Genomic DNA, 26,002 nt, shown 5'->3' with positions numbered 1-26,002 from the left:
AGTTGCAGCCATATCCCGACGCACCGTCATTGCGAGGAGCGAAGCGACGAAGCAATCCAGAGTCCCGCCCACGACTCTGGATTGCTTCGCTGCGCTCGCAATGACGCCGTGGAGCCAGTGGCGCCTCGTCATCGCCGGCTGCTCTGGGTCCTGGCTCTAGGCCGGGACGACAGCAGTGGGGGTGCGGCCGACGCGCGTCCAATCACACCCGTAAGACCGCATCCAGCCATGCGGCCACCGCACGAGCAATGGGCGCCTTCCATCCCCATATGCTAGGACCTGCTTCCATTCCCGCCCCCCGGGCGCCACATCAGGTCGCAATGCTCTCAGCCGAACTCGCCATCATCGTCGTCCTCATCGTCGTCAACGGGCTGTTGTCGATGTCTGAACTCGCGATCGTGTCGTCGCGGCCGGCCCGGCTGGCGATGCTGGCCGAAAAAGGCATCGCTGGCGCACGGCGGGCGCTGGCGCTGGCGTCCGATCCCGGCCGCTTTCTGTCGACCGTCCAGATCGGCATCACCCTGGTCGGCGTACTCTCGGGCGCGTTTTCCGGCGCGACGCTCGGCCAGCGCCTGGCGCAATGGCTGCTGGAGCTCGGGCTGTCCGCGTCTGCCGCCGATATCGTCGGCGTCGGCCTGGTCGTCACCATCATCACCTATGCGACCCTGATCGTTGGCGAGCTGGTGCCAAAGCAGCTGGCGCTGCGCGATCCCGAGGCGATTGCGGTGCGCGTCGCGCCCGCGATGCAGGTGCTCGCAAAGGTGTCGCTGCCGCTGGTGGTGCTGCTGGATGTCTCCGGCAAGCTGATCCTGGCGCTGCTCGGCCGGTCTGGCGAGGCCGAGGAAAAAGTCTCGGAAGCGGAGATTCACCATCTGGTGCGCGAGGCCGAGACCGCCGGCGTGCTCGAGCCCGGCGAGAAGGAGATGATCGCCGGTGTCATGCGGCTCGGCGACCGCCCGGTCGGCGCCATCATGACGCCGCGCCCGGAGGTCGATGTCGTCGATCTCAACGATGATCCCAAGGCGATCCGCGAATTGCTCGCCCGGAGCCCGCATTCGCGCCTGCCCGTGTCCGACGGCGAGCGCGACCGTCCGATCGGCGTCCTGCAGGCCAAGGACCTGCTGGCCGCCTACCTGCGTGACGAGACGCCGGATCTTCGCAGCCTGGTGCGCGAGGTGCCGATCATTCCCTCGACGGTCGATGCCCGCGACGTCATTGCGATCCTCAAAGTCGCCCCCGTGCATATGGGGCTCGTGCATGACGAGTACGGCGCGTTCGAGGGGGTCGTGACGGCGGCGGACATTCTGGAATCCATCGTCGGCGCCTTCTCGTCCGAGGAAGGCCCCCCTGAGCCGGCCTGTGTCCGGCGCGACGACGGCTCGCTGCTGGTCTCCGGCTGGATGCCGCTCGACGAGTTCGCCGATCTGCTCGCGATCGAGGTGCCGCCGCATCGCGGCTATCACACCGTCGCTGGCCTGGTGCTGCAGCACTTCGGCAGCGTGCCGGAGGTCGGCCAGAGTTTCGAACTGGACGGCTGGCGCTTCGAGATCGTCGACCTCGACGGCCGCCGCATCGACAAGATCCTGGCCACGAAGCTGGCAGCGGACGGCGGCGAGCCGAACGTGGGGTAGCGCGTTTCGCAGCTGACGCGCTGTCTGCCAGGGATAGAGTCGACGACCGTGCATGACCAGGATATCCGACGTCGCGGGAACGTGAAGATGCGGCCGGCGTATCCTTTGATAGGCCGGCACACGGGGCCAATTCCGGCGGTCCCCGCTTGCAATCAAACCATCACACAGCGCACTTAGGGTTCGGATTCGGCTGGCAGATCCGCCGGCTCAAAGCAGCCCTCAGCGCCACACAAGAAGACCCCCGCAGCCACAATCGATGGTTGCGGCACGACACGAGACACGCAGATGATGCTCCAGGATTTTCGGACGGCCGTGCTGCGAGAGACCGTGCGCCCCAACATCTGGGACGTGGTCGCGCTGATCATCGTGGTCGGCGCGATGGTGTTGATCGTCTATGGCGGCGAGCAGACCACGCAGCCGCTGTCGGCGCTGGACACCGCCCCGGTCTCGCTCGACCCGTCCAACCTGCCGCTCTACGCGCTGCGCACCACCTTGCGCATGCTGCTGGCCATCACCTGCTCGCTGGTGTTCACCTTCGTCTACGCGGCGCTGGCGGCCAAGAGCCGGCGCGCCGAGATCGTGCTGATCCCGCTGCTCGACATCCTGCAGTCGGTGCCGATCCTCGGCTTCCTGACCTTCACGGTCGTGTTCTTCATGAACCTGTTCCCGGGCAAGGTGCTCGGGGCCGAACTCGCCTGCGTGTTCGCGATCTTCACCAGCCAGGCCTGGAACATGACGTTCAGCATGTACCAGTCGATGCGCAACGTGCCGAAGGATCTGGAGGAGGCGACGCGCAGCTTCCACCTCTCCGGCTGGCAGTGCTTCTGGCGGCTCGACGTGCCCTATGCGATGCCGGGCCTGATCTGGAATGCGATGATGTCGATGTCCGGCGGCTGGTTCTTCGTCGTGGCGTCGGAGGCGATCACGGTCGGCAACACCACCGTCACGCTGCCCGGCATCGGCTCCTATGTCGCGCTGGCGATTCAGCAGAAGGACCTTGCCGCGATCGGCGCTGCGCTGTTGACCATGCTGCTGGTCATCACCGCCTATGACCAGTTGCTGTTCCGCCCGATCGTGGCCTGGGCCGACAAGTTTCGCTTTGAGCAGACCGCCTCGGGCGATCCGCCGAGCTCGTGGATGCTCGATCTGTTCCGGCGCACCCGCGCACTCCGCAAGCTGTCCGTACCCTTCGCAGCGCTCAATCGCGCGTTCTCCAACCTGCGCCTCAACTGGCCGACGGCGTGGAGCGGACCGGTGCGCCGCGCGCCGCCATCGCAGCTTGTCGACGGCCTCTGGCTCGCGGTTGTGGTGATCGGCTGCGCCTATGCCGGCTGGAAGACCTATCTCTACCTGTCGGCGACCTTGGCGCCCTCCGACGTCCTCAGCGCGATCGGCTACGGCCTGATCACGCTGATCCGCGTCGCCGTGCTGATCGCGCTGGCCTCGCTGATCTGGGTTCCCGTCGGTGTCTGGATCGGGCTGCGGCCGAAGCTCGCCGAGCGCATCCAGCCGCTGGCGCAATTCCTCGCGGCTTTCCCGGCCAATCTCGCCTTCCCGGTGTTTGTCGTGCTGATCGTGCGCTACGGGCTCGACGCCAATGTCTGGCTGAGCCCGCTGATGATCCTGGGCACGCAGTGGTACATTCTGTTCAACGTCATCGCCGGGGCCAGCGCCTTCCCGACCGACCTGCGCGAGGCCGCCGCGAGCCTGCACCTCACCGGCTGGCGCTGGTGGTTCAAGGTCGTGCTGCCGGGTGTCTTCCCCTATTACATCACCGGTGCGATCACCGCCTCCGGTGGCTCGTGGAACGCAGCGATCGTTGCCGAGGTCGCGAGCTGGGGCGACACCCATCTCACCGCCTCGGGGCTCGGCGCCTATATTGCGGCTGCGACGGAGCGCGGCGATTTCCCGCGCGTCGTGCTCGGCATCGCCGTGATGTGCATTCTCGTCACTCTATTCAACCGGCTGCTGTGGCGGCCGCTCTATGCCTTCGGCGAACGCCGGCTGCGGCTCGGCTGACCGGGAGAAATGTTCATGCGCGACCAGGTCAAAGAGACATCGCTGATCGAGATCAAGAGCGTCAGCCGACTGTTTCCGAAGGGCAGCGGCGAGGATCTCGTCGTGCTGGAGAAGGTCGATCTGACGATCCGCGCCGGCGAGATCGTCGGCCTGCTCGGACGCTCCGGATCGGGCAAATCGACCCTGCTGCGGATCATCGCCGGATTGGTGTCGCCGTCGTCGGGCGAAGCGACATGCCGCGGCGAGACGATCGCGGGTCCGCCGCGCGGTGTCGCCATGGTGTTTCAATCCTTCGCGCTGTTTCCCTGGCTGACCGTGCTGCAGAATGTCGAGCTCGGCCTCGAGGCGCTCGGCATCGACAGCGCCGAGCGGCGCAAGCGCGCGCTGGCGGCGATCGACCTGATCGGTCTCGACGGCTTCGAATCCGCCTTTCCGAAGGAGCTGTCCGGCGGCATGCGCCAGCGCGTCGGCTTCGCTCGTGCGCTGGTCGTGCATCCCGACCTGCTGTTGATGGACGAGCCGTTCTCCGCGCTCGACGTGCTGACCGCCGAGACCCTGCGCACCGACCTCGTCGACCTCTGGACCGACGGACGGCTACCGATCAAATCGGTGCTGATGGTGACGCACAACATCGAGGAGGCGGTGCTGATGTGCGACCGCATCCTGGTGTTCTCCTCCAATCCCGGCCGCGTCGCCGCCGAGTTCAAGGTCGACCTGCCGCATCCGCGCAACCGGCTCGATCCGGCGTTCCGCCAGCTGGTCGACAGCCTCTATGCCCGCATGACGCAGCGGCCCGAGCCCAAGCTGCCGAGCACCGCCCATGCCGGCGTCGGCATGGTGCTCAGCCACGTCTCGTCGAACTCGATCTCCGGCCTGATCGAGGCGCTCGCCGGCGAGCCGTATAACGGCCATGCCGATCTTCCCGTCCTAGCCGGACATCTGCAGCTCGAGGTCGACGAGATCTTTCCTCTGGCCGAGGCGCTGCAGCTGTTGCGCTTCGCCCATCTCAGCGAGGGCGACCTGACCCTGACGGAGTCCGGCCAGCGCTTTGCGCATCTCGATACCGACGAGCGCAAGAAGCTGTTCGCGGCGCATCTGATGGAGAACGTGCCGCTGATGGGCCTGATCCGTCGCGTGCTCGACGACCGCCCCTCGCACGCCGCCCCCGCCGCGCGCTTCCGCATCGAGCTCGAGGACTACATGTCCGAGCAATATGCTGACGAAACCCTGCAGACCATCGTCTCCTGGGGCCGCTACGCCGAGCTGTTCGCCTATGACGAGCAGTCCGAGACGTTCAGCCTGGAAAACCCGCATTGAGGCTCCGGCTGTTCCACCCTTCGCCGTCGTCCCGGGCAAGTCCGACGACGCGCGAGCGGCGTCGGGCGCCGACCCGGGACCCATACCGCGTGATCCATCTTGGGGCAGGCGGCGCGTTGAACCTTTCGCGCAACAAACAACCGGCTGTGGTTATGGATCCCCGCGTTCGCGGGGATGACAGTGAGGGTGAGGACGCTGCGTACCACCTCACTCAGAGCGGCAAACCAGCCTCACGCCGCAGCGAACGTGTCCGGACGCGCCATCGCCCAGGCGTCGCGGAAGCGGGCGTCCTGGGTGCCGTCGAGCAGTTCGCCTGGCCGCAGCGACGGATAGAGCTTGGCGAACGATGCGACCTCCGTGGTCGAGGTCCGCTGCGAGAAATGGATCGGCCGCAGATCCTGCGGATGTTCGAGGCCGGCGGCCGCGAGCAGCTCGGCCAGCGCATGCAGGGTCGCGTGATGATAGTTGTAGACGCGATCGACCTTGTGCGGCACGACCAGCGCGCGGGCCCGCGTCGGATCCTGGGTCGCGACGCCGGTCGGGCAGCGGTCGGTGTGGCAGCTGAGGGACTGGATGCAGCCGAGCGCGAACATGAAGCCGCGGGCGGAATTGCACCAGTCGGCGCCGATCGACATCGCCCGCGCCATATCGAACGCGGTGGCGACCTTGCCGGAGGCGCCGATCTTGATGCGGTCGCGCACATTCAGCCCGATCAGCGCATTGTGCACGAAGTTGACGCCCTCGCGCATCGGCATGCCCAGATGGTCCATGAACTCCAGCGGTGCCGCACCGGTGCCGCCCTCATTGCCGTCGACGACGATGAAATCCGGATAGATGCCGGTCTCCAGCATCGCCTTGCAGATCGCAAGGAATTCCCAGGGGTGGCCGATGCACAATTTGAAGCCGGCCGGCTTGCCGCCTGACAGCCGCCGCATCTCGCCGATGAACTGCATCATGCCTATCGGCGTCGAGAAGGCGCGATGCGCCGGCGGCGAGATGCAGTCCTCACCCATGGCGACGCCACGGATCTTGGAGATTTCCTCCGACACCTTCGCCGCCGGCAGCACGCCGCCATGGCCGGGCTTGGCGCCCTGGCTGACCTTGAGCTCGACCATCTTGATCTGCTCGGTCGCCGCAACCCGCGCGAAGGCGTCGGGATCGAAGCTGCCGTCGCGATGCCGGCAGCCGAAATAGCCGGAGCCGATTTCCCAGATGATGTCCCCGCCCATTTCGGCATGATACGGACTGAAGCCGCCTTCGCCGGTGTCGTGCGCAAAGCCGCCGCGCTTGGCGCCGCCGTTCAGCGCGCGCACCGCGTTCGGGCTCAAGGCGCCGAAGCTCATCGCCGAGATGTTGAAGACGGAGGCCGAATACGGCTTGGCACAATCCGGCCCGCCGATGGTGATGCGGTACTTCTCCTCGGCGCGCGGCTTGGGGGCCACCGAGTGATGCATCCACTCATAGCCCTCGCGATAGACGTCTTCCTGGGTGCCGAATGGGCGTTTGTCGAGCACCATCTTGGCGCGCTGATAGACCACCGCGCGGGTATCGCGCGAGAACGGCATGCCGTCCTTCTCGCTCTCGAAGAAATACTGCCGCATCTCCGGACGGATCTCTTCGAGCAGGAATCGCAGATGCGCTGAGATCGGATAGTTGCGCAGGACGGCGTGACTGCTCTGCAAGAGATCGCGTACCCCGAGCAGGGTCAGCGCACCGAAGATCAGCAGGGGAATGAGGACAAGATCGAGGATCTTGCGGTCGTAGACGCCGAGAATGAGCAGCAGGGCCGTCGCCGAAGCACAGATCGTCAGCACGATGTAGCGCGGCGAGAACGGAAGCAGCAGCGTATCCATGGGGAGGCCTCAGGGCGGCTCGCGGAAGGTCGATCACCAGGATACTACGCGTATCGCGAAACATTCGTTACACAAGCACGCGCGATCGGCCGTCGCTTTGATCACGACGTCGACAGCCGCAGGCGACCCGCTGCGGCGCTGCGGTATCGGTCCGCCGCGCCGGACCGGCCTTCCGAGACGCGGACAGGGCAGCCGGCGACCGGAGGCGGCAGCCGCTTACCCCTCCGCGAACAGCCCCGCATGCGCTTCGCGCAGCTGCCGCTTCAGCAGCTTGCCGCTTGGATTTTTCGGCAGTGCATCGACGAAGACGATCCGCTTCGGCGTCTTGAAGGTCGCAAGCTTGGCCGATGCCTGCTTCAGCACCGCTTCTTCCGTCAAATCGCAGCCCGACTTCACCACGACCATCGCGACCACGGCCTCGACCCAGCGCGGATGCGGCAGGCCGACGACGGCGACCTCCGACACTTCCGGGATCAGATACAGCGCCTCCTCGACCTCGCGGCTCGCCACGTTCTCGCCGCCGGTCTTGATCATGTCCTTCTTGCGGTCGACGATGGTGATGTAGCCTTGCTCGTCGATGGTCGCGAGATCGCCGGAGTGGAACCAGCCGCCCTGGAAGGCCGCCGCGGTGCGCTCGTCGTCGTGGAAATAACCGAGCATCAGATGCGGCGAGCGGTGCACGACCTCGCCGACCTCGCCTGGCGCAACATCGTTCATGTCGTCATCGACGACACGGGTCTCGACATTGAGCACGGCACGGCCGCAAGAGCCGGGCTTGCGCAGCTGGTCCTCAGGCCCGAGCATCGTCGCCAGCGGGGCGATCTCGGTCTGACCGTACAGATTCCACAAGCGCACCTTCGGCAGCCGCTGCGCCAGCTCGCGCAGCACCTCGACCGGCATGATCGAGGCGCCGTAATAGCCCTTGCTCAGGGTCGAGACGTCGGTGGTCTCGAACAGCGGCGAGCGCAGGATCGAGATCCACACGGTCGGCGGCGCAAAGAACGAGGTGATGCCGTACTTCGCGATCAGCGGCAGCAAATTGTCCGGTGTCGGGAATGCGGTGATGATGTTGGTGGCGCCGACATAGATCGAGGGACCGAAGAACACATCGAGCTGCGCGCAGTGATAGAGCGGCAGCGCATGCAGCGTCACGTCCTCGGCCGCGATGCCGGCATCGACCACGCAACTGACATACTGCCAGATGACCGCGTCATGGGTCAGCATCGCGCCCTTCGGCAGCGACTCCGTGCCCGAGGTGTAGACGATCTGCGCGACGTCGCTGCCGGCAATCTCGACAGCAGGCACGGCCGCCGTGGACGCAGCAAGCTCGGCGAAATCGATCATATCCGTCTGCCGCTCGCTGGGCCCTTCCGACGGCAGCCAGATGAGCTGCTCCACGGCCGGCGCCAGCGTCTTGGCAGCGCGCGCCACCCCGGCAAAGCCGCTGTCGGTGGCCAGCAGCCGCGCGCCGGCATGCTTGAGGATGTAGGCCACCTCCTCCGGCTTCAGCATGAAGTTGATCGGCACCAGCACGGCGCCGAGCCGCGCCAGCGCGAAGCGCAGGGCGGCAAATGCATGCGAATTGCGGGCAAGGATCGCAACGCGTTCGCCCTTGCCGACGCCGCGGGCGGCGAGGCCGGCCGCGAGGCGGTCGGCGATGGCGTTGAACTCGGCATAGGTCCAGCTGGTCTCGCCGCAAATCACGGCGGTCTTGCCCGGCGTGCGCGCCGCGCTCCGCCGCAGGAGGTCACCGAGCGTTTGCCTGCGAACGATGGAATCCATGGCCGTTCCCCTTGCTGTCACGGGGATGGCTGCCGTTCAGGCAATCCTACTCCCCTCCCTTCGCGCCGGACGTCTGAGGGTCCGGTTCTGCGCGTGAAAATCGCACAGCCAGTTCCACGCGTGCAAGGAGGATATTGCCAACGAAAAAAGCGCCCCGATTGCGTCGAGGCGCTCTTTGACGAAGTCCAGGATCGGACGGTTCGTAGCTCAGCGCTCGACGAAGGCCTTCTCGATCACGAAATGACCGGGCTCGTTGCCGCTGCCCTCGAGGAAGCCACGCGACTCGAACATGCCCTTGAGTTCCTCCAGCATCGCCGGGCTGCCGCACATCATGATGCGGTCCTTGGCGATGTCGAGCTCATGCTGGCCGATATCGTTGAACAGCTGCTGCGAGGAAATCAGGTCGGTGATCCGGCCGCGGTTCCGGAACGGCTCGCGGGTGACGGTCGGATAATACTGCAGCTTGCCGTCGAGCAGCGGTCCGAACAACTCGTCCTCGCGCAGCTTGGCGACCACGCTCTCGCCATAGGCCAACTCGGCGACCTGGCGGCAGCCATGCACCAGGACGATGCTCTCGAAGCGGTCGTAGACATCCGGGTCCTTGATCAGGCTGGCGAAGGGCGCCAGCCCGGTGCCGGTCGACAGCAGCAGCAGCCGGCTGCCGGGCAGCAGATTGTCCGGGATCAGCGTGCCCGTCGCCTTGCGGCCGACCAGGATGGTGTCGCCTTCCTTGATCTTCTGCAGCCGGGAGGTCAGCGGGCCGTCCTGCACCTTGATGCTGAAGAACTCGAGTTCCTCCTCGTGATTGGCGCTGGCCATGCTGTAGGCGCGCAGCAAGGGGCGGCCCTCGACCTCGAGGCCGATCATCGCGAACTGGCCATTCTGGAAACGGAAGCCCGCATCACGGGTCGCCCGGAAGGAGAACAAAGTGTCCGTCCAGTGGTGAACGGAAAGAACTTTCTCTTTATAGAACGCGCTCATGTCGTTTGTTTTTTCACGTGGGCTGAAGTTGGAAGAAACAAGTCGTGACGGAGGCAGGACCGCGAAAACCCTATAGATCCAGCGATTTCGGCGCCTGATGTACGTGAAAACAGCGAATAATCAACCCGCATGGACGCACCATTGATCACGATCAAACGCATGTCGGCTCGTGCCGGATGCCTCGATCGGCCGTTCATTCGTACACAAACGATCCGGGTAATTTACTTGCCGAGATTGTGGTTTTCCAGCACTTTAATTCCGCATCTCCGGCCCAATCCTTGAGCAATGATTAACCATCCGCATCTTCAGCTGGCCGCCGTCACGCGCTATTGCGCCAAACGCGGCCTCCGCCTCGAGATTCGCGACGGCGGCTGGTTGCTATCGCTCGAGGATGCCACCCGGCGTCACCTGATCTTCGGCTATGATCTCGGCCTGAACAGTGCGGTGGCGCACAGAATTGCCTGCGACAAGGCGGCCACCGCCGGGCTGTTGGCCGCATCCGGCGTTCCCGCGGTGCCTCACGCGTTCTTCCTCGCGCCGGCGGTGACCGGCGCCGCCGAGCCGGCCTGGACCGCGATCCTGGAATTGCTCGAAGCGCACCCGCATGGGGTGGTCGTGAAGCCCAATGAAGGGACGTCGGGCCGCGCGGTCAGGCGTGCGGCATCCCCCGCTGAGCTCAAGGACGCCGTCACTCACATCTTCAAGACGGGCGCGAGCGTGGCGATTGCACCACTGCTGGAGATCGCCGACGAGGTTCGCGTGATCATGCTCGATGATGTGCCGCTGGTCGTCTATCGCAAGCAGCGGCCGGTCGTGACCGGAGACGGCGTTCATTCGCTGCGCGAGCTCGCGCTCGCGATCGCGCCGGCCCAGCAGCACGCGCAGCTGCTGCGGCGCCTCGCCGACGAATTCGACGTGTCGGCGCTGCACGCGGTCATCCCCCAAGGCGAGCAGCGTCTGCTGAGCTGGCGGCATAATCTCGAATTCGGCGCCCAGCCGGTGCTGCTGACAGACGGCCCGGTGCGCGAGACCTGCACCGCGTTGGCGCACAACGCCGCGCGCGTCATCGACATCCGCTACGCCTCGGTCGACGTCGTCATGGCCGGCGGGCACTGGCAGGTGCTCGAAATCAATTCCGGGGTGAAGATGGAAGCCCTCGGACAGCACGCGCCCGAACTGGTCGAGGCGGCGTATGTCGCGGCGCTCGACAAGATCTTTGGCAACCACCCGTCCCGCTGAATTGCAGCCCTTCGGTCCAGCCGCCGGCAATAAGATTTCTCTGGCCTGGATCCGAATGAGGGATTAGTCTCCGACCCGAAATAAACAGTATACTGTCAATTGGGAGAACGTCCTTGCGCATCGCCGTGCTCGGCGGCGGCCCTGGCGGGCTGTATTTCGCCTATCTGTGGAAGAAGCGGCATCCCGCCGCAATCGTCGACCTGTTCGAGCAGAACCCGGCCGGCGCGACCTGGGGCTTCGGCGTCGTCTTCTCCGACCAGGCGCTCGAATTCCTGCGCGCAGACGATCCCGACACGGTCGACGCGATCGCGCCGCAAATGGAAAGCTGGCGCAACATCACGCTCACTCTGCATGGCGAGAGCGTCGAGATCGACGGCGTCGGCTTCTCCGCCATCGGCCGGCTCGAACTGCTGAAGCTGCTGCAGGCGCGCGCCGAGAGCGTCGGCGTCAGCGCACGCTACGGCACGCCCATTCAATCGCTCGACCAGCTTCAGGGCTACGATCTCATCGTCGCGGCCGATGGGCTGAACTCGCTGGTGCGCCGCAGTTTCGAAGGTGATTTCGGCTTCTCGGTGTCCTACTCCAGCAACAAGTTCGCCTGGTACGGGACCTCGAAGACCTTTCCGACGCTGTCCCAGACCTTCGTCGCAACCGACCGCGGCACCTTCAACGCGCATCATTATCGCTACGCACCGGACATGAGCACGTTCCTGGTCGAATGCGATCGGACGACCTGGCAGGCCTATGGCTTTGCCGAGATGTCGGTCGACGAGTCCCGGCGCGTTTGCGAGCAGGTGTTCGCGCCGGTACTCGACGGTCATGCCCTGGTCTCCAACAGGTCGGTCTGGCGCAATTTCCCGTGGGTGTGGAACGAGCATTGGTGGCACCGGAACATGGTGCTGATCGGCGACGCGCTGCATACGGCGCATTTCTCGATCGGCTCGGGCACGCGGCTTGCCATCGAGGACGCCATCGCGCTGGTCAAGGCGCTCGACGCCGAAGCCAAGCTCGCCGAAGGTCTCGCCCGCTACCAGGCCGAACGGCAGCCCATCGTCAAGAAGCTCGTGACCGCCGCCCGCACCAGTGCCGGCTGGTACGAATCGTTTTCAACCCACATGAAGCTCGATCTGATGGACTTCGCCTACGGCTACATCACCCGCTCCGGCCGCATCGATGATACCAGGCTCCGGGCCATGGCGCCGCAATTCATGCAGCGCTACGAGGCGTCGCGCAAAGCGGGAGAGCGCACGCATGACGACCGGGATTGCAGACGAGGTGCCGCGCGACAGCGCCGGCGCCCGTGAAATCGGCTTCGCGATTCCAGATCGCTACAATGCGAGCCGGGTGTTGTTCGACAATCTCGCTCGGGGCAACGCGAACAAGCCCGCGCTGATCGGTCCGGCCGGACAGCGCAGCTATGCCGAGCTATGCGAAGATGCTTGCCGCTGGGGGCACGGCTTCGCCTCGCTCGGACTCGCCCGCGGCGACCGCGTCCTGCTGTTCCTCGACGATACGCCCGTCTATCCGGCCGCGTTCTTCGGCGCGGTCCGCGCCGGCTTTGTGCCGCTACTGATCAACACGCTCACACCGCCGGATCTGCTTCAATTCTACCTCGCCGATTCCGGCGCCAAGGTCGCTGTCGCAGACGCCGAATTCGCCGCACGGTTCAACGCGCAGGCCTGCGCAGAGACTGCGCTTCACACGCTGATCGTCGTGAACGGCGAGACCTCAGGCACGGCGGCACGCTCGACGCTCACGGCCGATGAATGGCTGCGCGGCTTCGCGACTGAACTCGCCGAGGCCGACACCCACCGCAACGAGATGGCGTTCTGGATGTACTCATCCGGCTCGACCGGCCGTCCGAAAGGCATCGTCCATCTGCAACACGACATGGCCTATAGCGAGCAGGCGTTCGCAAGGAACGTGCTGCGGCTCAGGCCGGACGACATCTGCTTCTCGGTGCCGAAGATCTTCTTCGCCTATGGCTTCGGCAACGCAATCACCTTTCCGTTCTCGGCCGGCGCCACCACGCTGCTGTTGCCTGGCCAGCCGAAGCCGGCCGCGATTTTCAACGCGATCGGCCGCTTCCGCCCGAGCGTGTTTTTCGGACTGCCGACGCTGTACACGGCACTGACCAAGGCGGACGGCGCGCGGGAGACCGATTTCTCGTCGCTGCGACTGGCGGTGTCCGCGGCCGAGGTACTCTCGGCCGAGGTCTTCAACAGCTGGAGGACCCTCACCGGCCTCGAGATCGTCGAGGGTCTCGGCTCGACCGAAGTGCTGCACGTCTATCTTTCCAATCGTGAGGACCGGAAGAAGCTTGGCGCCGCCGGTCTGCGCGTCCCCGGCTACGAGATCGCCTTGCGCGACAGCGAGGGGCACGAGGTCGCGACCGGCGAGGAAGGCATTCTCTGGGTCCGCGGCGATTCCAACACGCCGCTGTATTGGAACCGTCCGGACAAGACCGCGGAGACGATCCGCGACGGCGGCTGGATCTACACCGGAGACCGGTTCGTCCGCGACGCCGACGGCTTTCATTTCTTCCGCGGCCGCGCCGATGATCTGGTCAAGATCTCCGGACAATGGGTTTATCCGCTGGAGGTCGAGCTCTGCCTCGCCGAGCACCCGGACATTCGGGAATGCGCCGTATTCGCGCATGAGCTGCCGGACCGCCGAATGAGCCTGAAGGCGGTCGTGGTGACCAACGGCGAAGCCCGCGATGAGTCGACGATGACGAAAGCGTTGCAGGACTATGTGAAGGCGAAACTGCTGCCTTACAAATATCCGCGCGAGATCGTCTTCATCGACGAGCTGCCAAAGACCGGCACCGGCAAGATCGACCGTCAGGCGGTGATGCGGCTGTGAGCGCGACTGCAGGCGGTCTTCGACCCTCGCTGCGCTCAGCCGGTCCTGCCGAGATGTTCCAACGCATCCTCGGCCCGCAGCGGCACGCGCGACACCTCGTTGTTGAGGTCGACCAGTTGCCCCAGCAAGGCCAGCAATGTCTTGCGGTCCGCGGCCTTGAGCGGCGCCAGCATGCGCACCTGCGCGCGATCGACCGACGGCAGGATGTTGCGCAGCTGGGTCGCGCCGGCCTTGGTCAGATAAAGCAGCTTGACGCGCTTGTCCTCGGCCGACGGCTTGCGCTCGACATGGCCCTTGGCCTCGAGCCGCTCGATGACGCTGCCGAGGGTCGAGCGGTCGAAGGCGATCACGGCCGACAGCCTGGTGGCATCGATGCCCGGATGATTCTGGATCGCGACCAGCGCCGCATATTGCACCGGTGTCAGATCGAACTCCCGGCATTCCTCGACGAAGATCGAGACGGCGATCTGCTGCATCCGCCGGAACAGATAGCCCGGCTTGGTGTAGACCGCGTCCATCGTGATGTCCGACGACTTACTCGGCATCTGGCTGGCGCTCCGGGGCAGCGTCCGCGAAAGCGGGCAAGGCCTTCGCTGCAGCTTCGGCCTGCAACAGACGCGGGAAGGCCGCGACATCGACGCCGAAGCGGCGCGCATTGCCGAGCTGCGGCACCAGACAGAGATCAGCCAGGGTCGGCGCCGCCCCGAAGCAGAACGGACCGGGCTCATGCTTGACCAGCGCCTCGCAGGCCGCGAGCCCCTCGCGATTGGCCCAGCCCGCCCATCCCGTGACCTTGTCCTCAGGCAGGCCAAGCTCGCGCAACCGCGCAAGCACCTTCAGGTTCTGAACGGGATGGGTGTCGCACGCCAGCACCTGCGCGAAGGCGCGGACCTGCGCCCGGCGCAAGGGGTCCTGCGGAAGCAGCGGCGGCGAGGGATACGTCTCGTCCAGCCATTCGATGATGGCGAGCGACTGGATCAGCACGACACCGCCGTCATCCTCGAGAGTCGGAACGAGGCCTTGCGGGTTGAGCGTGAGATAGGCCGCGGCGCGCTGCTCGCCCTTGCGGAGATGATGCGGCAGATGCTCGACCGTGAGCCCCTTGAGGTTCAGCGCGATCCTCACGCGATAGGACGCGCTGCTGCGGAAATAGCCGTGCAGCTTCATCATGGCACTCCTCCCGATATCATGGCTCTGGTTGTGTTTGACGGTAATCAAATTGGCAGTATACTGTCAATTAAGAACAACATCTGATCCTGGGAGGCATGCATGGCCGCAGTTTCGACACCGGAACGCGAGGCGTTCTACAAGAAGATCGACGGCGAGAACATGACCGCGCTGTGGACCGTGATGAGCGATCTCATCACGCCGGAGCCAAAGAGCGCATGCCGGCCGCATCTCTGGCAGTTCGCGGCCATTCGCGACTACATGATCGAAGCCGGGCGGCTGATCACCGCCAAGGAGGCGGAGCGGCGGGTGCTGATCCTGGAAAATCCGGGCCTGCGCGGTCAATCCAAGATCACGACCTCGCTCTATGCCGGCATCCAGATGGTGATCCCCGGCGACATCGCGCCCGCGCATCGGCACAGCCAGTCGGCCCTGCGCTTCGTGCTGGAGGGCCAGGGCGCGTTCACGACCGTCGACGGCGAGCGCACCTTGATGCAGCCCGGCGACTTCGTCATCACGCCGTCGATGACCTGGCACGATCATGGCAACGAGACCTCCGAGCCGATGTTCTGGCTCGACGGTCTCGACATTCCGCTGGTGCAGTTCCTCGACGCGTCGTTTGCGCAAGGGTCGCAGGAGGATCAGCAGAAGGTCGCGCGGCCGGCCGGTGACAGCTTCGCACGCTACGGCCACAATCTGCTGCCGGTCGACGCCAAGCGCCGATCCAGGACCTCGCCGATCTTCAACTATCCCTACGCGTATACGCGCGAGGCGCTGGAGAGCGCCCAGCGGCGCGAGGAGTGGGATGCGTGCCACGGATTGAAGCTGAAATTCTCCAACCCGGAGACCGGCGACTTCGCCATGCCGACGATCGGCACGTTCATTCAGCTGCTGCCGAAGGGATTCAAGACGGCGCGCTATCGTTCGACGGACGCGACCGTGTTCACCGCGATCGAGGGCAAAGGCCGCAGCCGCATCGGCGACCGCACTTTTGAATGGGGTCCGCGCGATCTGTTCGTGGTCCCGAGCTGGCAATGGGTCAGCCATGAGGCTGACGAGGATGCGGTGCTGTTCTCGTTCTCGGACCGGCCGGTGCAGGAGAAGCTCGATCTGTTCCGGGAGGACCGCGGCAACGCCTGACGCGCTCAGCGCCAGTGCAGGAGCCGCGCCTCGAGCAGGCTGATCAGCCGGCCGACCGCAAGGCCAAACAATGAGAGCACCAGGATGCCGGCCATCAGCTGATCGGTCTGCATCAGGTTGCCGGCCTGCAGCACGAAGGTGCCGATGCCCGTCTCGGCGCCGATCATCTCCGCCGAGACCACCAGCATCAGTGCCACCGACGCGGTGATGCGAAATCCCGCCAGGATGGACGGCAGCGCACCGGGCCAGATCACCTTGCGCACGATCGTGTGGAACGGCACGGCAAAGCTCTGCGCCATCCGGATCAGGTTGCGCGGCACGGCATCGACGCCGCTATAGACCGAGATCGTGGTCGAGAAGAACACGCCCAGCGCGATGGTCGCGATCTTCGGCTGCTCGCCGATGCCGAGCCAGAGGATCAGCAGCGGCAGCACAGCGATTTTCGGGATCGGAAACAGCGCCGAGACGAAGGTGATGCCGATGCTGCGTGCGATCCGCCACAGGCCGATGGCGAAGCCAACGGCGATGCCCGAGATCGTGCCGAGCGCCCAGCCGGCGACGATGCGCACGAACGACGCCGAGACGTGCTGCCACAGCGCACCGCTCGCCGCCAACCGATACAATGCGCGCATGATCATCGCCGGGGTCGGCAGGAACAGCGGATTGACCAGCGCGAGGCCACCGACCAGCTGCCAGACAGCAAGCGTCGCGGCGAGCGCCAGCCAGCCGGCCCAGCGGCTCGCGGCCGGCGTGAAACCAGCGCCGCGGAACGGCACGTGTCGCGTCGGCTGCACGCCGGCCGTCTCGGCCGGATCCTTCAGAGTCCGCTCAAGCATGCTGGACCTCGCGCTCGGCATCGATGGCCTCACCCCGGATCAGCACCCATAGCTCGTTCTGCAGCTCCAGGAGTTGCGCGCGCGTTGCGGCATCACCGCGGCTGTGGCGCGGTGCGGCGACATCGACGACCTTGCGGATGCGGCCGGGACGGCGCGACAGCACGACGATGCGATCGGCGAGCCGCACCGCCTCCTCGAGATTATGCGTGACATAGACCGCGCCCATCGTGCCGTCGGCCAGCAAGTCGACGAAATCCTCCATCAGCAGCTCGCGAGTCTGCGAATCCAGCGCAGACAACGGCTCGTCCATCAGGAGAATCGCCGGACGGACGGCCAGCGCACGGGCAAGGCCGACGCGCTGCCGCATGCCGCCAGACAATTGTTTTGGATAGACGGCGCGGAAGTCGCTCAGCCCGGTCCGCTGCAGGACATCATCCACGACAGCGGCGCGGCGCGCAGCCGACAGGGACGTATGCAGGAGCGGGAAGGCGACGTTCTCGGCGACGCTCGCCCAGGGCAGCAGGGCGAAATCCTGGAACACGAAGGTCAGCGGATTGAGGCTGCCCGGCGGCGGGACGCCGCGCAGCAGCGCCTGTCCCGCGCTTGGCTGGAGCAGCCCGCCGAGGATCGACAGCAGCGTGCTCTTGCCGCAGCCGGACGGGCCGACGATCGCAACCACCTCGCCGGCCGCAACCGTGAACGATACGTCATCGAGCACGTCGAGCCGATCGAACCGATGGCTGATGCCCTGCGCGATCAGATCCATAGCTGTCGTTTCCGCTGCAGCTCCGGGAGCCTCGCTCCGGTCAATCCGGCTTCACATAGTCCTTGGCGATGATCGCCGCGGCGTCGTAGCCCGGATCCGCGAAGCCCTGCGCCTGCAGCCATTTGATCTGGCTGTCGATGTTCTTCACGTCGAGCTTGCCCTCGGGGTCGATATAGGCACAATTGCCGACCACCTGATCGACCGGCAAATTGGTGTACCTGCCGATGATTTCCAGCAGCGGCTTCGTCCTGTCGTCGATCGCGGCGGTGCCATCCTTCACCGATGCCAGCACCACGTCATGATATTCGCGCTCGGCGCGCTGCAGCGAGACGAGCAGCTTGCCGACCGACGCCGCATTCGCCAGCGTCTTCGGACCTGCAAAGACGCCACTCACCTGCCAGGGGGTCTCGTCGCCGACCCAGCCGAGATGCTTGATGGCGCCCTCGTCCATCAGCTTGCGCGCTGCGGAGACCGGCATCAGCGCCGCGTCGACAGTCTCCCCCTTGATCGCGGCTGCCATGTTCGACATCGACTGCAGCGGCACGATCTTCACGTCGGCGAGCTTGAAGCCGTATTTCTCGGCGAGCAGCCCCACCGAATAGTGAAAGCTCGATCCCACCTGAGTCATCGCCACGCGCTTGCCGGCGATGTCCTTCGGCGTCTTCAGGCCCGCCTCATAAGCCTTGTTGCTGGCGAAGTAGCCGATCAGCGGGAAGCCGGGACGATCGCGGCTCATCCCGGCAATGATCTTCAAGGCTCCCTTGCCTGCGAGATTGTAGAGGCCGGCCGTGAACGCGGTGACGCCGACGTCGACATCACCGGTAGCCGTCGCGACCGCAATCGGTTGTGCCGCATCGAAGAACTTGAGCTCGACATCCAGCCCGGCGTCGCGGAAATAGCCCTTGTCGAGCGCGATGAAGACCGGGGCGGATGACGACAGCCTGAGCACGCCGATGCGAATCTTAGCCTCTTCGGCGCGCGCAGCGGCGATTGAAGCCAGGGCGAGGAAGGTTCCCAGCACGACTTTGGCGTATCCGAACATCCAGCTCTCCAAGATCCGGTCACAGGCGGGCCCGACCGCCGGTGGCGCAGACTTGTTGCAATATTTCCCGCTTGTTGTCGCGGCAAATTTTGGGACCGAGGTTCGAGCAATCCTTGCCGCGTCAGCTTTCGCGTGCCGCTATCAAGCCATTCAGCCATGCTGCGAATGCTCCGGTCAGCTCCGTGATGACCGCCTGATCGTTGCGGCCGGAGCGTGCGGGAACATGAAAGCCGTGATCGGCCTGGTCGATCGCATGCAGCGTCGCCAGCGGCCCCAGCCGACTGACGACGGGCTCCAGCAGTGCGATGTCGGCCAGCTTGTCGCGCGTGCCCTGCAAAAACAGCATCGGCACCGCGATCGCATCGAGATGATCGGCACGGCTCACCGACGGTTTGCCGGCCGGATGCAGCGGAAAGCCGAAGAAGGCGAGGCCTACAACCCGCGGCAGCGGACGCACGGATTGCGCCTGCGATGTCATCCGACCGCCGAAGGATTTGCCACCCGCGATCAGCGGCAGATCCGGATAGAGGTGCGCGGCTTCGGCGACAGCGGCCCGCACCGCCGCCTGCGCCAGCGCGGGCGGGTCGGGACGCTTGCTGCCCTTCTCCATGTAGGGAAACTGGAAACGCAGCGTTGCGACGCCGCGTGCGGCGAGGCTTTCGGCCGTGTCCGTCATGAAGCCGTGCGTCATGCCTGCACCGGCGCCATGAGCGAACACGAAGCATGCCCGCATCTGCGGCGGAGCCAGCAGCAAGGCCGATATCGCGCCGGCCCCGTCGACAGCGATGGTGAGAGAATGCAATGGCGATCCGGTCATTCCGTCAGCTTGCGGCTGCGGCCCGCGGAGGGTCAACTCCCATCATCCGAGCGGGCGGCGATTATCGCCGCCCGTCGGACCACCGTCTCGCTGCAGTCAAGCCGCGGTGCGGATCGTCCGCAGGAAATCCGCCACATTGCTCTTCAGCGATTCCGCCTGTTGCTGGAGCGCGGCAGCGGTCGCCAGCGCCGCTTCGGCGCCCGCATCGGTCTGTCCAGCCACGTTGCGAACGTCGCCGATCTCCTGCGTCACGGCCGCGGTGCCGCTGGCGGCCTGCTCGACATTGCGCGCGATCTCGCTGGTGGCGGCGCCCTGCTGCTCGACCGCCGCAGCGATTGCATTGGAGATCTCGGCGATCTCGCGCACCGTGGTGCCGAACTGGGCAATCGCCCCGACCGTCTCTTCGGTAGCGCTCTGAATGGTGGCGATCTGACTCGAGATCTGCTCGGTCGCCTGTGCCGTCTGCGACGCCAGATTTTTCACCTCGCTGGCGACGATCGCAAATCCCCTGCCCGCCTCGCCGGCACGGGCCGCCTCGATGGTCGCATTGAGCGCCAGCAGGTTGGTCTGGCTCGCGATCGCCTGGATCAGCTGCACGATGGTTCCGATCCGCTCGGCTGCGCTCGACAGCCCATTGATCAATTCGGAGGTTCGCTGCGTCTCGTGCGTGGCGCGGGTGGAGACCGTCACCGAACGCTGTACTTGTCCGGAAATTTCGCGGATCGAAGCTGCGAGCTCCTGGGTGGCCGAGGCCACTGTCTGCACGTTCACCGAGGCCTGCTCGGCGCGGCTGGCCACGGCTTCCGCCAAGCCACGGCCGCGTTCGGCCACACGCGCCAGCTCACTCGCGCTCTGGCCCATCTCGGTCGCGCGGCCGCCGACGCCGGTGATGACGCCATGCATGCCCTGTTCGAAGCGCCCGGCCAGATCAGCCATCATCCGGGCGCGCTCGGCTTCCGATGCTCCGCGCTGGGCCGCGGCCTCCTGCTCCATGCGCAGGACCGCGAGTGCATTGTCGCGGAACACCTCCACGGCACGCGCCATCCGGCCGATCTCGTTGCGCTGCTCGCCCCCCGGAATCGGCTGCTCCAGCTCGCCTGCGGCCAGCGACTGCATGCGTTCGGTCATGTTGCGGATCGGGCTCGAGACGCTGCTGCCGATCAGCCACGCCAGCAAAGCCCCGAGTGCGAGCGCGCCGCCGGCCGTCGCAATCACAGTCTGCTTGGTATCATCGACGGTGACCCTGGTCCGGGCGCCCTGCTCCGCACGCGTCGTCGCGAGCTGCTGGTTGATGCGGCTGACCTGCGCGTCGATCGTGGCGCTGGCGCTGGCGAGCTCGGTCTGCTTGCCGCGCAATTCGGCGGCCACCTTCACGACATCCTCGAGCGCGGCGGCGTTCGCCGTCAGCGCTTCCTTCAGCGCTGCAACCAGCGAGGCCAATTTGGGTTCGACGAGTCCGGCAATTTCGGCCTCAGTATCCGCGATCGCCAGATTGGCGTAGCGAAAAGCAAGGCGGGCATCGTCAGCATCACCGCCGGAAAAGCTGGCGTTGTGACGCATCAACGTCACACGAACGCCGTCCACAACGGCCGCCAGCCGCATCGGATTGAGCAGCATCGGCGATCCGGAGCGATTGGCGAGGGCCACCTGGATGCCGGCCGCATTGACGCCTGCCACAGCGCCGAGCGCGTCGGTCTTGTTCGTCGCTGCGCGCAACCGGTCGACGGCATCCGCCGCAGCCGCGAACGACGTCCGGTAGGTCGCGATCGCACTCCGTATCGCGCCGACGCCCTGGGCGATGGCCTGGAGCTTTCCGGAGTCCCGCTCGACCTGCTCCGTCAGTTGACCGACCGTATCGATCGCCTTGGTGGCCGCGTCCTTGTCGGCGACATTCCAGGTGCGGATGAACTTCTCCACCAGGCCGTTGGCATTGAGCACGGCTGCGCGGACCTGGGACATTCCGGCATCGGCCGCGCCGCTCGCAACCAGCTCGTCGACCGTGCTGCCGATATGCTCGACCTGGATCTTGGCAAAGCCGCCGAGCACCACCAGGAAGCTGAGGATCAGGGCAAAGCCGCCAAAGATGCGCGGGCGTATACCGAGCCAGGACATTAGCGAATACATCTTCATGGCAGGACCTGGCTGTTTCAGGGCGTGGATCGGATCGCGGCAAGCGCTTCCTTGCCGAAGCGCTTCTCGAACTCCGGCTCGAGCGGTTTCATCGCTTCGACAAAAGCCCTGCGATCGAAGGTCTCGACAACCTGCATGCCCTTTTGGCGCAACAGATCGAGTTTCTCAGTATTGATCTTCGACGTCCACGTCACCTCGGCCGCGCTTTTGGCAGCGGCGATGAGCGCGCTACGCTCAGAGGCATCGAGCTGCTCGAACATCGCTCGGTTGGCGACGATGGCGACCGGCGAGAAGAAATGGCCCGTGAGCGTGAGATGCTTCTGGACCTCGTCGAAGCGACTCGACGCGATGGTCGCGATCGGATTCTCCTGGCCGTCAAGCCGGCCGTCTTTGAGCGCGGCATAGACCAGGGGGAAATCCATCGGCACGACGTCGGCGCCGAGAGCCTTGAACGTCATCTGATAGACGGCATTCGGCAGCACGCGGATCTTCAAGCCTTTCACGTCGTCCGGCGTAACGATCGGCCGCTTTGAGTTGGTGATGTTGCGAAAGCCATGCAGCCCGACCGCGAGCAGCACCAGGCCCTTGTCGGCGAACTTGGCGGCCACCCCGGCACCGACCGGCCCTTCGGCCACGGCCTTGGCATGGGCTGCATCGCGGAACAGGAATGGAATATCGAACATGCCCATTTCAGGCACCACCGGGCCAAGGACTGGACCGGAGAGCACGGAGACGTCGACCGCGCCGCTGCGCGTTGCTGCCAGGATCGCCGTTTCGCTGCCGAGCGCGCCGCCGCCGCGCTCATCGACGACGAAAGACTTGCTGGCCGCTCCAACGAGCTTGGCGCGGACCTCGTCCGCAGCCATCTGCTGCGGGCTTTGCGGCTGCGCATTGTACGCCACCGAGAGCATGCGCGGTGCCGCCATCGATTGTTGCGGTAGATACGACGCCAGAGCCGCGAGCACGACAACTGATACTAATTTAAACAAGCCCGCACCCAATCTGCTTCGCGCCAGCGCACCCCAATGATTAGAATCATAGTTCCGATTGGTAGATGAGAGATTAAGCCTCACCATCACGAGATCGAATGGTAATTGAATGCTCCAGTCCGGAGAGGCAGGCCAGCGCGGCTGCAGCTGGGCTGTTGCGCCGCCGCACGCCACGAGGAGTTCGCCGCGCCGGACGAATGCCGACCCGGCTTCTGTACATCGGACCCGCGGACTACGCGGCCCGCACGGTGGCGAGGAATCGGTCGACTTCGGTGCGCAGCCGCTTGCTGTCATTGGCGAGCGACCTCGCCGCCGACAACAGCGTCGCAGAAGCATCCCCCGTATCGCTCGCTCCGCGCTTCACATCGGTGATGTTGGTCGAGACTTCCTGCGTGCCTTGTGCGGCGTGCTGGATGTTGCGGGAGATCTCCTGGGTCGCAGCGCCCTGCTCCTCCACCGCGGAAGCGATGGCCGACGACACCTCGGACAGGCGCTCGATCGTCGAGCTGATCTGGCTGATCGCACTCACCGATTCCTGTGTGGCCGCCTGGATGCCCGCAACCTGCTGACCGATCTCACCCGTGGCCTTTGCCGTCTGCTCGGCCAGCGCCTTCACCTCGGACGCCACCACCGCAAAGCCGCGGCCGGCCTCGCCGGCTCGCGCGGCCTCAATGGTCGCATTGAGCGCCAGCAGGTTGGTCTGGCCGGCGATCGCGTTGATGAGCTCGACGACGTCGCCGATCCGGTTCGCTGCTTTGGACAACTCACCCACGCGATCAGTCGTGTTGCGGGCCTGCTCGACAGCCTCTCCGGCCATGCGGGCCGATTCCTGCACCTGTCGGCTGATCTCATTGACGGACGAGGACAGCTCCTCGGTTGCTGACGCGACCGATTGCACATTTGTGGACGCTTCTTCCGAGGCCCCCGCCACGACTTCCGCCAGTTGGCGTCCGCGGTCGGCGGTTCCGGTCAGCGCGGTCGCCGAGGACTCGACATCGTCGGACGTCGCCGACACCGTCCTGACGATCTCGCCGATCGCCGCTTCGAACGTATCGGCGAGCCGGTGCATGTCCGCCTTGCGCTGCTCCGCGATGGCCTGATCCTGCACAAGCTTGGCCTCGACCTCGCGCTGCGCGCGTTCGGCCGCCAGCAGCTTGAAACGCTCGACCGCGCGCGCCACATGGCCGATCTCGTCCTTGCGTCTGACTCCGGGGAGAACGACGTCGAAGTCACCATCGGCAAGCCGGATCATCGCCTTCTCTAGCGAAATGATCGGACGGCTCAGCGAGTAGGCAAAGCCGAGCGCGAGAACAAGCCCGAGTACCAGCGTCATGCCGGTCGCGGTCATCATCATCGTGCGCGAGCTGGCAACATGGGACTCGGCTTCGTTGCGATATTCGTAGCCATAGGCAGCGACCAGTTCGACAAGGTCGTCGACTGTCGCCAGGGCTTCGTTGCCGAGCTTGCTGAGCAGAAATGTGGTCGGGATTTCTGTGACGCCCTCGGGGGCAGGCTTGAGCAGCTTCAGTGCAGCATCGGACCAGTCACGCAACTTCTTGGCCGCCTGCTCGCGGGCCGCATCGACGCTGCTCGACTTCACCCGCTCGCGCACGATGTCGAGATCCTCCGACATGGCCTTCACGAGCTTCTCGAATCTGTCGGCCGACGATTTCGAGGTTCCGACGGTCTCCGCCCGGTTGAGGATCAGCAAGGCCGCATTCAGCTCGGCATGGACCGAGCGGGCGTGATTGATCGCCATCAGTGGCCCGTCATAGAGACGGACGACGAGATCGCCGGCCGAGGTGATGCCGCGCAGGCCGTAGAGCGCAAGGCCGCAGGCCAATGTGAGCATGATGCTCAGGACCGCGAGGATCCTCAACCGGATCGACATTCGTCAGCGCTCCAGAACTAGTCGACGACCTTGACGGTCATCTTCATGCGCGGATGGATCGCGCAGATGACGGCAACGTCACCGGTCTCCTTGAAGGTGACGTCGGTGGACGCGCCGGGAGGCTGGGAGCCAAGATTGAACTCGTTGCCCTTGCTGGTCGACATGATGTTGTGGGGAATCGTGTCATCATTCAGGAAAGTGATGGCACCGCCTTTCGTCACGGTGACGCTTTCCTCCGAGAAGGCGCGCCCCTGCTGGTGAATGACCTGGGTGGCGGCCAGCGCGCCGGTGGAGAGGCCCGCGACGACCGCGAGGGCGAGAGCGGTTCGTGCTCGATACATTGGTGTTTCCCGTCATTAGCGCGGCAGCACCGGGGCGGCCGTCGGGGTGAGATTGCTGGTGAGAGTCTTCAGGAAGGCAACGAGGTCGGACTTCTCCTGCGCCGTAAGGCCGAGCGGGCGCATCAGGTCCGAGCGGCTTGGCCGGTCGACGCCGCCGCTGTCGTAGTGGTCGATCACCTGTTCGAGCGTTGCCAGCGAGCCATCATGCATGAAGGGCGCGCGGCGCGTGATCTCGCGCAGGCCAGGCGTCTTGAAGGCGTGCTGCATCTTGATGACGCCGGGAGCAAACTCGCCGCGCCCGACATCCTTGCTCGGCAGACCGATGTCTTGGAAGCCGTCATTGGTGAAGTTCCAGCCTTCGTGACAGGTCATGCATTGCGCCTTGCCGTTGAACAGCGCGAAGCCGCGCTTGGCTTCCTCTGAAATCGCCTTCTCATCGCCGTCGATCCAGGCGTCGAACGGCGCACGTTCGGAAACGACCGTACGTTCATAGGTGGCAATCGCCTTGGCCAGCGTCTTCGGTGTCATCCCTTCGCGCGGGAAGGCAGAATCGAACAGCGGCTTGTAGTCGGGAATGGCGCTAAGCCGCTGCATCAGGTGATCCAGCGGCATGTTCATCTCGCCGGCAGCCTGGATCGGTCCCAGCGCCTGATCTTCGAGCGTCGCGAGCCGGCCATCCCACATGAAGATCTCGCCCCAGGCCGCATTCACGATGGTCGGCGAATGACGGCCGAGCTTGTGCATGCCGTTGCCGACGCCGACCGCCAGCCCATCACCCCAGCCGAAGCTCGGGCTGTGGCAGCTGGCGCAGGATTGCGCCATCGAGACCGACAGGCGAGTGTCGAAATAAAGCTTCTTGCCGAGCGCGGCCTTTTCCGGCGTGTAAGCATTGTCCTTCGGAAATGGGATCGTCGCGGGACGACGATACAGCGCCTTCAGCGCATCGGTGCCCGACGGGCCTTTCTGCTGCAACGTGACCTGCTTGGTCTCGCCGACAAGGGCGGCGCCGAGGGCTGCGCCGGTGAAGCCGATGATGAGAGCGAGCGCGGTGCCAAGCGACAGAGAACGTGCGGTGAGGCTACGCGGTATCATCGATCTTTCCTGGGAATGCGCCGTCGACTGCGAATGCTGGGACGATTCGGTTGCACTCCGATAATGAGACCCGCTTCCGATTAAGAAAAGCTGATCCGCCGGTG

General features: G+C 65.3%; 21 protein-coding genes. 7 read left to right on the top strand and 14 right to left on the bottom strand.

Annotated features, from left to right (window positions below):
* Nucleotides 1-320: 320 nt before the first annotated feature.
* From ACVIJ6_RS13155 to ACVIJ6_RS13145, 3 genes are all read left to right on the top strand, one after another.
* Nucleotides 321-1,631, top strand: coding sequence for a hemolysin family protein (locus ACVIJ6_RS13155; protein ID WP_456773072.1), 1,311 nt, complete (start codon nt 321-323; stop codon nt 1,629-1,631).
* Nucleotides 1,632-1,916: 285 nt separating this feature from the next.
* Nucleotides 1,917-3,650, top strand: a complete 1,734-nt coding sequence (locus tag ACVIJ6_RS13150) for an ABC transporter permease (protein ID WP_456773071.1) — start codon at nt 1,917-1,919, stop codon at nt 3,648-3,650.
* 15 nt (nt 3,651-3,665) lie between these two features.
* Nucleotides 3,666-4,967, top strand: a complete 1,302-nt coding sequence (locus tag ACVIJ6_RS13145; RefSeq protein WP_456773070.1) for an ABC transporter ATP-binding protein — start codon at nt 3,666-3,668, stop codon at nt 4,965-4,967.
* A 230-nt stretch (nt 4,968-5,197) separates the two neighbouring features.
* Here the strand turns inward: ACVIJ6_RS13145 and ACVIJ6_RS13140 are convergent, their stop codons facing one another.
* From ACVIJ6_RS13140 to ACVIJ6_RS13130, 3 genes are all read right to left on the bottom strand, one after another.
* Nucleotides 5,198-6,820, bottom strand: coding sequence for an FMN-binding glutamate synthase family protein (locus ACVIJ6_RS13140; protein ID WP_456773069.1), 1,623 nt, complete (start codon nt 6,818-6,820; stop codon nt 5,198-5,200).
* Between the two features lie 216 nt (nt 6,821-7,036).
* Nucleotides 7,037-8,602: an acyl-CoA synthetase gene (locus ACVIJ6_RS13135; protein ID WP_456773068.1), complete on the bottom strand. Its 1,566-nt coding sequence runs from the start codon at nt 8,600-8,602 to the stop codon at nt 7,037-7,039.
* A 207-nt stretch (nt 8,603-8,809) separates the two neighbouring features.
* On the bottom strand, nt 8,810-9,583 hold the full coding sequence (locus ACVIJ6_RS13130; protein WP_456773067.1) for a ferredoxin--NADP reductase: 774 nt from the start codon (nt 9,581-9,583) through the stop codon (nt 8,810-8,812).
* Between the two features lie 285 nt (nt 9,584-9,868).
* Between ACVIJ6_RS13130 and ACVIJ6_RS13125 the strand changes: the two genes are divergently transcribed.
* The 3 genes from ACVIJ6_RS13125 (at nt 9,869) to ACVIJ6_RS13115 (ending at nt 13,687) form a co-directional block, all read left to right on the top strand.
* A complete protein-coding gene (locus ACVIJ6_RS13125; protein WP_456773066.1) occupies nt 9,869-10,822 on the top strand; it encodes an ATP-grasp domain-containing protein in 954 nt (317 codons plus the stop codon).
* A 113-nt stretch (nt 10,823-10,935) separates the two neighbouring features.
* Nucleotides 10,936-12,126 carry an FAD-dependent monooxygenase gene (locus tag ACVIJ6_RS13120; protein WP_456773065.1) on the top strand — a complete coding sequence of 397 codons (1,191 nt, stop codon included), beginning with the start codon at nt 10,936-10,938 and terminating at the stop codon, nt 12,124-12,126.
* Nucleotides 12,074-13,687 (top strand): benzoate-CoA ligase family protein, encoded by a 1,614-nt coding sequence (locus ACVIJ6_RS13115; RefSeq protein WP_456773064.1) that lies wholly within the window; start codon nt 12,074-12,076, stop codon nt 13,685-13,687. Before ACVIJ6_RS13120 ends, ACVIJ6_RS13115 begins: the two co-directional genes overlap by 53 nt.
* A 35-nt stretch (nt 13,688-13,722) precedes the next feature.
* Here the strand turns inward: ACVIJ6_RS13115 and ACVIJ6_RS13110 are convergent, their stop codons facing one another.
* On the bottom strand, nt 13,723-14,232 hold the full coding sequence (locus ACVIJ6_RS13110; protein WP_456773063.1) for a MarR family winged helix-turn-helix transcriptional regulator: 510 nt from the start codon (nt 14,230-14,232) through the stop codon (nt 13,723-13,725).
* Nucleotides 14,222-14,854: a maleylacetoacetate isomerase gene (gene maiA, locus ACVIJ6_RS13105; RefSeq protein ID WP_456776976.1), complete on the bottom strand. Its 633-nt coding sequence runs from the start codon at nt 14,852-14,854 to the stop codon at nt 14,222-14,224. The genes ACVIJ6_RS13110 and maiA overlap by 11 nt, the downstream gene beginning before the upstream one ends.
* Nucleotides 14,855-14,956: 102 nt before the next feature.
* On the opposite strand from maiA, the gene gtdA reads away from it, so the two are divergent.
* On the top strand, nt 14,957-15,994 hold the full coding sequence (gtdA, locus tag ACVIJ6_RS13100) for a gentisate 1,2-dioxygenase (protein WP_456773062.1): 1,038 nt from the start codon (nt 14,957-14,959) through the stop codon (nt 15,992-15,994).
* A 5-nt stretch (nt 15,995-15,999) separates the two neighbouring features.
* On the opposite strand, the gene ACVIJ6_RS13095 is transcribed toward gtdA, so the two are convergent.
* The 9 genes from ACVIJ6_RS13095 to ACVIJ6_RS13055 form a co-directional block, all read right to left on the bottom strand.
* Nucleotides 16,000-16,830: an ABC transporter permease gene (locus tag ACVIJ6_RS13095; RefSeq protein ID WP_456773061.1), complete on the bottom strand. Its 831-nt coding sequence runs from the start codon at nt 16,828-16,830 to the stop codon at nt 16,000-16,002.
* Nucleotides 16,823-17,596, bottom strand: a complete 774-nt coding sequence (locus ACVIJ6_RS13090) for an ABC transporter ATP-binding protein (protein WP_456773060.1) — start codon at nt 17,594-17,596, stop codon at nt 16,823-16,825. Before ACVIJ6_RS13090 ends, ACVIJ6_RS13095 begins: the two co-directional genes overlap by 8 nt.
* A 40-nt stretch (nt 17,597-17,636) precedes the next feature.
* Nucleotides 17,637-18,638 (bottom strand): ABC transporter substrate-binding protein, encoded by a 1,002-nt coding sequence (locus ACVIJ6_RS13085; protein ID WP_456773059.1) that lies wholly within the window; start codon nt 18,636-18,638, stop codon nt 17,637-17,639.
* Between the two features lie 121 nt (nt 18,639-18,759).
* On the bottom strand, nt 18,760-19,455 hold the full coding sequence (locus ACVIJ6_RS13080; RefSeq protein ID WP_456773058.1) for an alpha/beta hydrolase family protein: 696 nt from the start codon (nt 19,453-19,455) through the stop codon (nt 18,760-18,762).
* A gap of 96 nt (nt 19,456-19,551) precedes the next feature.
* Complete coding sequence (locus ACVIJ6_RS13075) at nt 19,552-21,567, bottom strand: methyl-accepting chemotaxis protein (RefSeq protein ID WP_456776975.1); 2,016 nt, start codon at nt 21,565-21,567, stop codon at nt 19,552-19,554.
* Nucleotides 21,568-21,602: 35 nt separating this feature from the next.
* The gene (locus ACVIJ6_RS13070) at nt 21,603-22,496 is read right to left on the bottom strand and encodes a TRAP transporter substrate-binding protein (RefSeq protein WP_456776974.1); all 894 of its coding nucleotides are present in this window, start codon (nt 22,494-22,496) and stop codon (nt 21,603-21,605) included.
* A 310-nt stretch (nt 22,497-22,806) separates the two neighbouring features.
* On the bottom strand, nt 22,807-24,465 hold the full coding sequence (locus tag ACVIJ6_RS13065) for a methyl-accepting chemotaxis protein (RefSeq protein ID WP_456773057.1): 1,659 nt from the start codon (nt 24,463-24,465) through the stop codon (nt 22,807-22,809).
* A gap of 17 nt (nt 24,466-24,482) precedes the next feature.
* Nucleotides 24,483-24,806: a plastocyanin/azurin family copper-binding protein gene (locus ACVIJ6_RS13060; RefSeq protein WP_456773056.1), complete on the bottom strand. Its 324-nt coding sequence runs from the start codon at nt 24,804-24,806 to the stop codon at nt 24,483-24,485.
* A gap of 15 nt (nt 24,807-24,821) precedes the next feature.
* Nucleotides 24,822-25,898 carry a cytochrome-c peroxidase gene (locus ACVIJ6_RS13055; RefSeq protein WP_456773055.1) on the bottom strand — a complete coding sequence of 359 codons (1,077 nt, stop codon included), beginning with the start codon at nt 25,896-25,898 and terminating at the stop codon, nt 24,822-24,824.
* Between the last annotated feature and the right edge of the window lie 104 nt (nt 25,899-26,002).

This window comes from Bradyrhizobium sp. USDA 4369 (genome assembly GCF_054056435.1).
This window is presented reverse-complemented; position numbering and strand designations above follow the sequence as displayed.

Coding starts and splice junctions, on each gene's coding strand:
- ACVIJ6_RS13155 (WP_456773072.1), top strand. CDS start 321: ATGCTCTCAGCCGAACTCGCCATCATCGTCGTCCTCATCGTCGTCAAC.
- ACVIJ6_RS13150 (WP_456773071.1), top strand. CDS start 1,917: ATGATGCTCCAGGATTTTCGGACGGCCGTGCTGCGAGAGACCGTGCGC.
- ACVIJ6_RS13145 (WP_456773070.1), top strand. CDS start 3,666: ATGCGCGACCAGGTCAAAGAGACATCGCTGATCGAGATCAAGAGCGTC.
- ACVIJ6_RS13140 (WP_456773069.1), bottom strand. CDS start 6,820: ATGGATACGCTGCTGCTTCCGTTCTCGCCGCGCTACATCGTGCTGACG.
- ACVIJ6_RS13135 (WP_456773068.1), bottom strand. CDS start 8,602: ATGGATTCCATCGTTCGCAGGCAAACGCTCGGTGACCTCCTGCGGCGG.
- ACVIJ6_RS13130 (WP_456773067.1), bottom strand. CDS start 9,583: ATGAGCGCGTTCTATAAAGAGAAAGTTCTTTCCGTTCACCACTGGACG.
- ACVIJ6_RS13125 (WP_456773066.1), top strand. CDS start 9,869: ATGATTAACCATCCGCATCTTCAGCTGGCCGCCGTCACGCGCTATTGC.
- ACVIJ6_RS13115 (WP_456773064.1), top strand. CDS start 12,074: ATGACGACCGGGATTGCAGACGAGGTGCCGCGCGACAGCGCCGGCGCC.
- ACVIJ6_RS13110 (WP_456773063.1), bottom strand. CDS start 14,232: ATGCCGAGTAAGTCGTCGGACATCACGATGGACGCGGTCTACACCAAG.
- maiA (WP_456776976.1), bottom strand. CDS start 14,854: ATGAAGCTGCACGGCTATTTCCGCAGCAGCGCGTCCTATCGCGTGAGG.
- gtdA (WP_456773062.1), top strand. CDS start 14,957: ATGGCCGCAGTTTCGACACCGGAACGCGAGGCGTTCTACAAGAAGATC.
- ACVIJ6_RS13095 (WP_456773061.1), bottom strand. CDS start 16,830: ATGCTTGAGCGGACTCTGAAGGATCCGGCCGAGACGGCCGGCGTGCAG.
- ACVIJ6_RS13090 (WP_456773060.1), bottom strand. CDS start 17,596: ATGGATCTGATCGCGCAGGGCATCAGCCATCGGTTCGATCGGCTCGAC.
- ACVIJ6_RS13085 (WP_456773059.1), bottom strand. CDS start 18,638: ATGTTCGGATACGCCAAAGTCGTGCTGGGAACCTTCCTCGCCCTGGCT.
- ACVIJ6_RS13080 (WP_456773058.1), bottom strand. CDS start 19,455: ATGACCGGATCGCCATTGCATTCTCTCACCATCGCTGTCGACGGGGCC.
- ACVIJ6_RS13075 (WP_456776975.1), bottom strand. CDS start 21,567: ATGTCCTGGCTCGGTATACGCCCGCGCATCTTTGGCGGCTTTGCCCTG.
- ACVIJ6_RS13070 (WP_456776974.1), bottom strand. CDS start 22,496: ATGCTCTCGGTGGCGTACAATGCGCAGCCGCAAAGCCCGCAGCAGATG.
- ACVIJ6_RS13065 (WP_456773057.1), bottom strand. CDS start 24,465: ATGTCGATCCGGTTGAGGATCCTCGCGGTCCTGAGCATCATGCTCACA.
- ACVIJ6_RS13060 (WP_456773056.1), bottom strand. CDS start 24,806: ATGTATCGAGCACGAACCGCTCTCGCCCTCGCGGTCGTCGCGGGCCTC.
- ACVIJ6_RS13055 (WP_456773055.1), bottom strand. CDS start 25,898: ATGATACCGCGTAGCCTCACCGCACGTTCTCTGTCGCTTGGCACCGCG.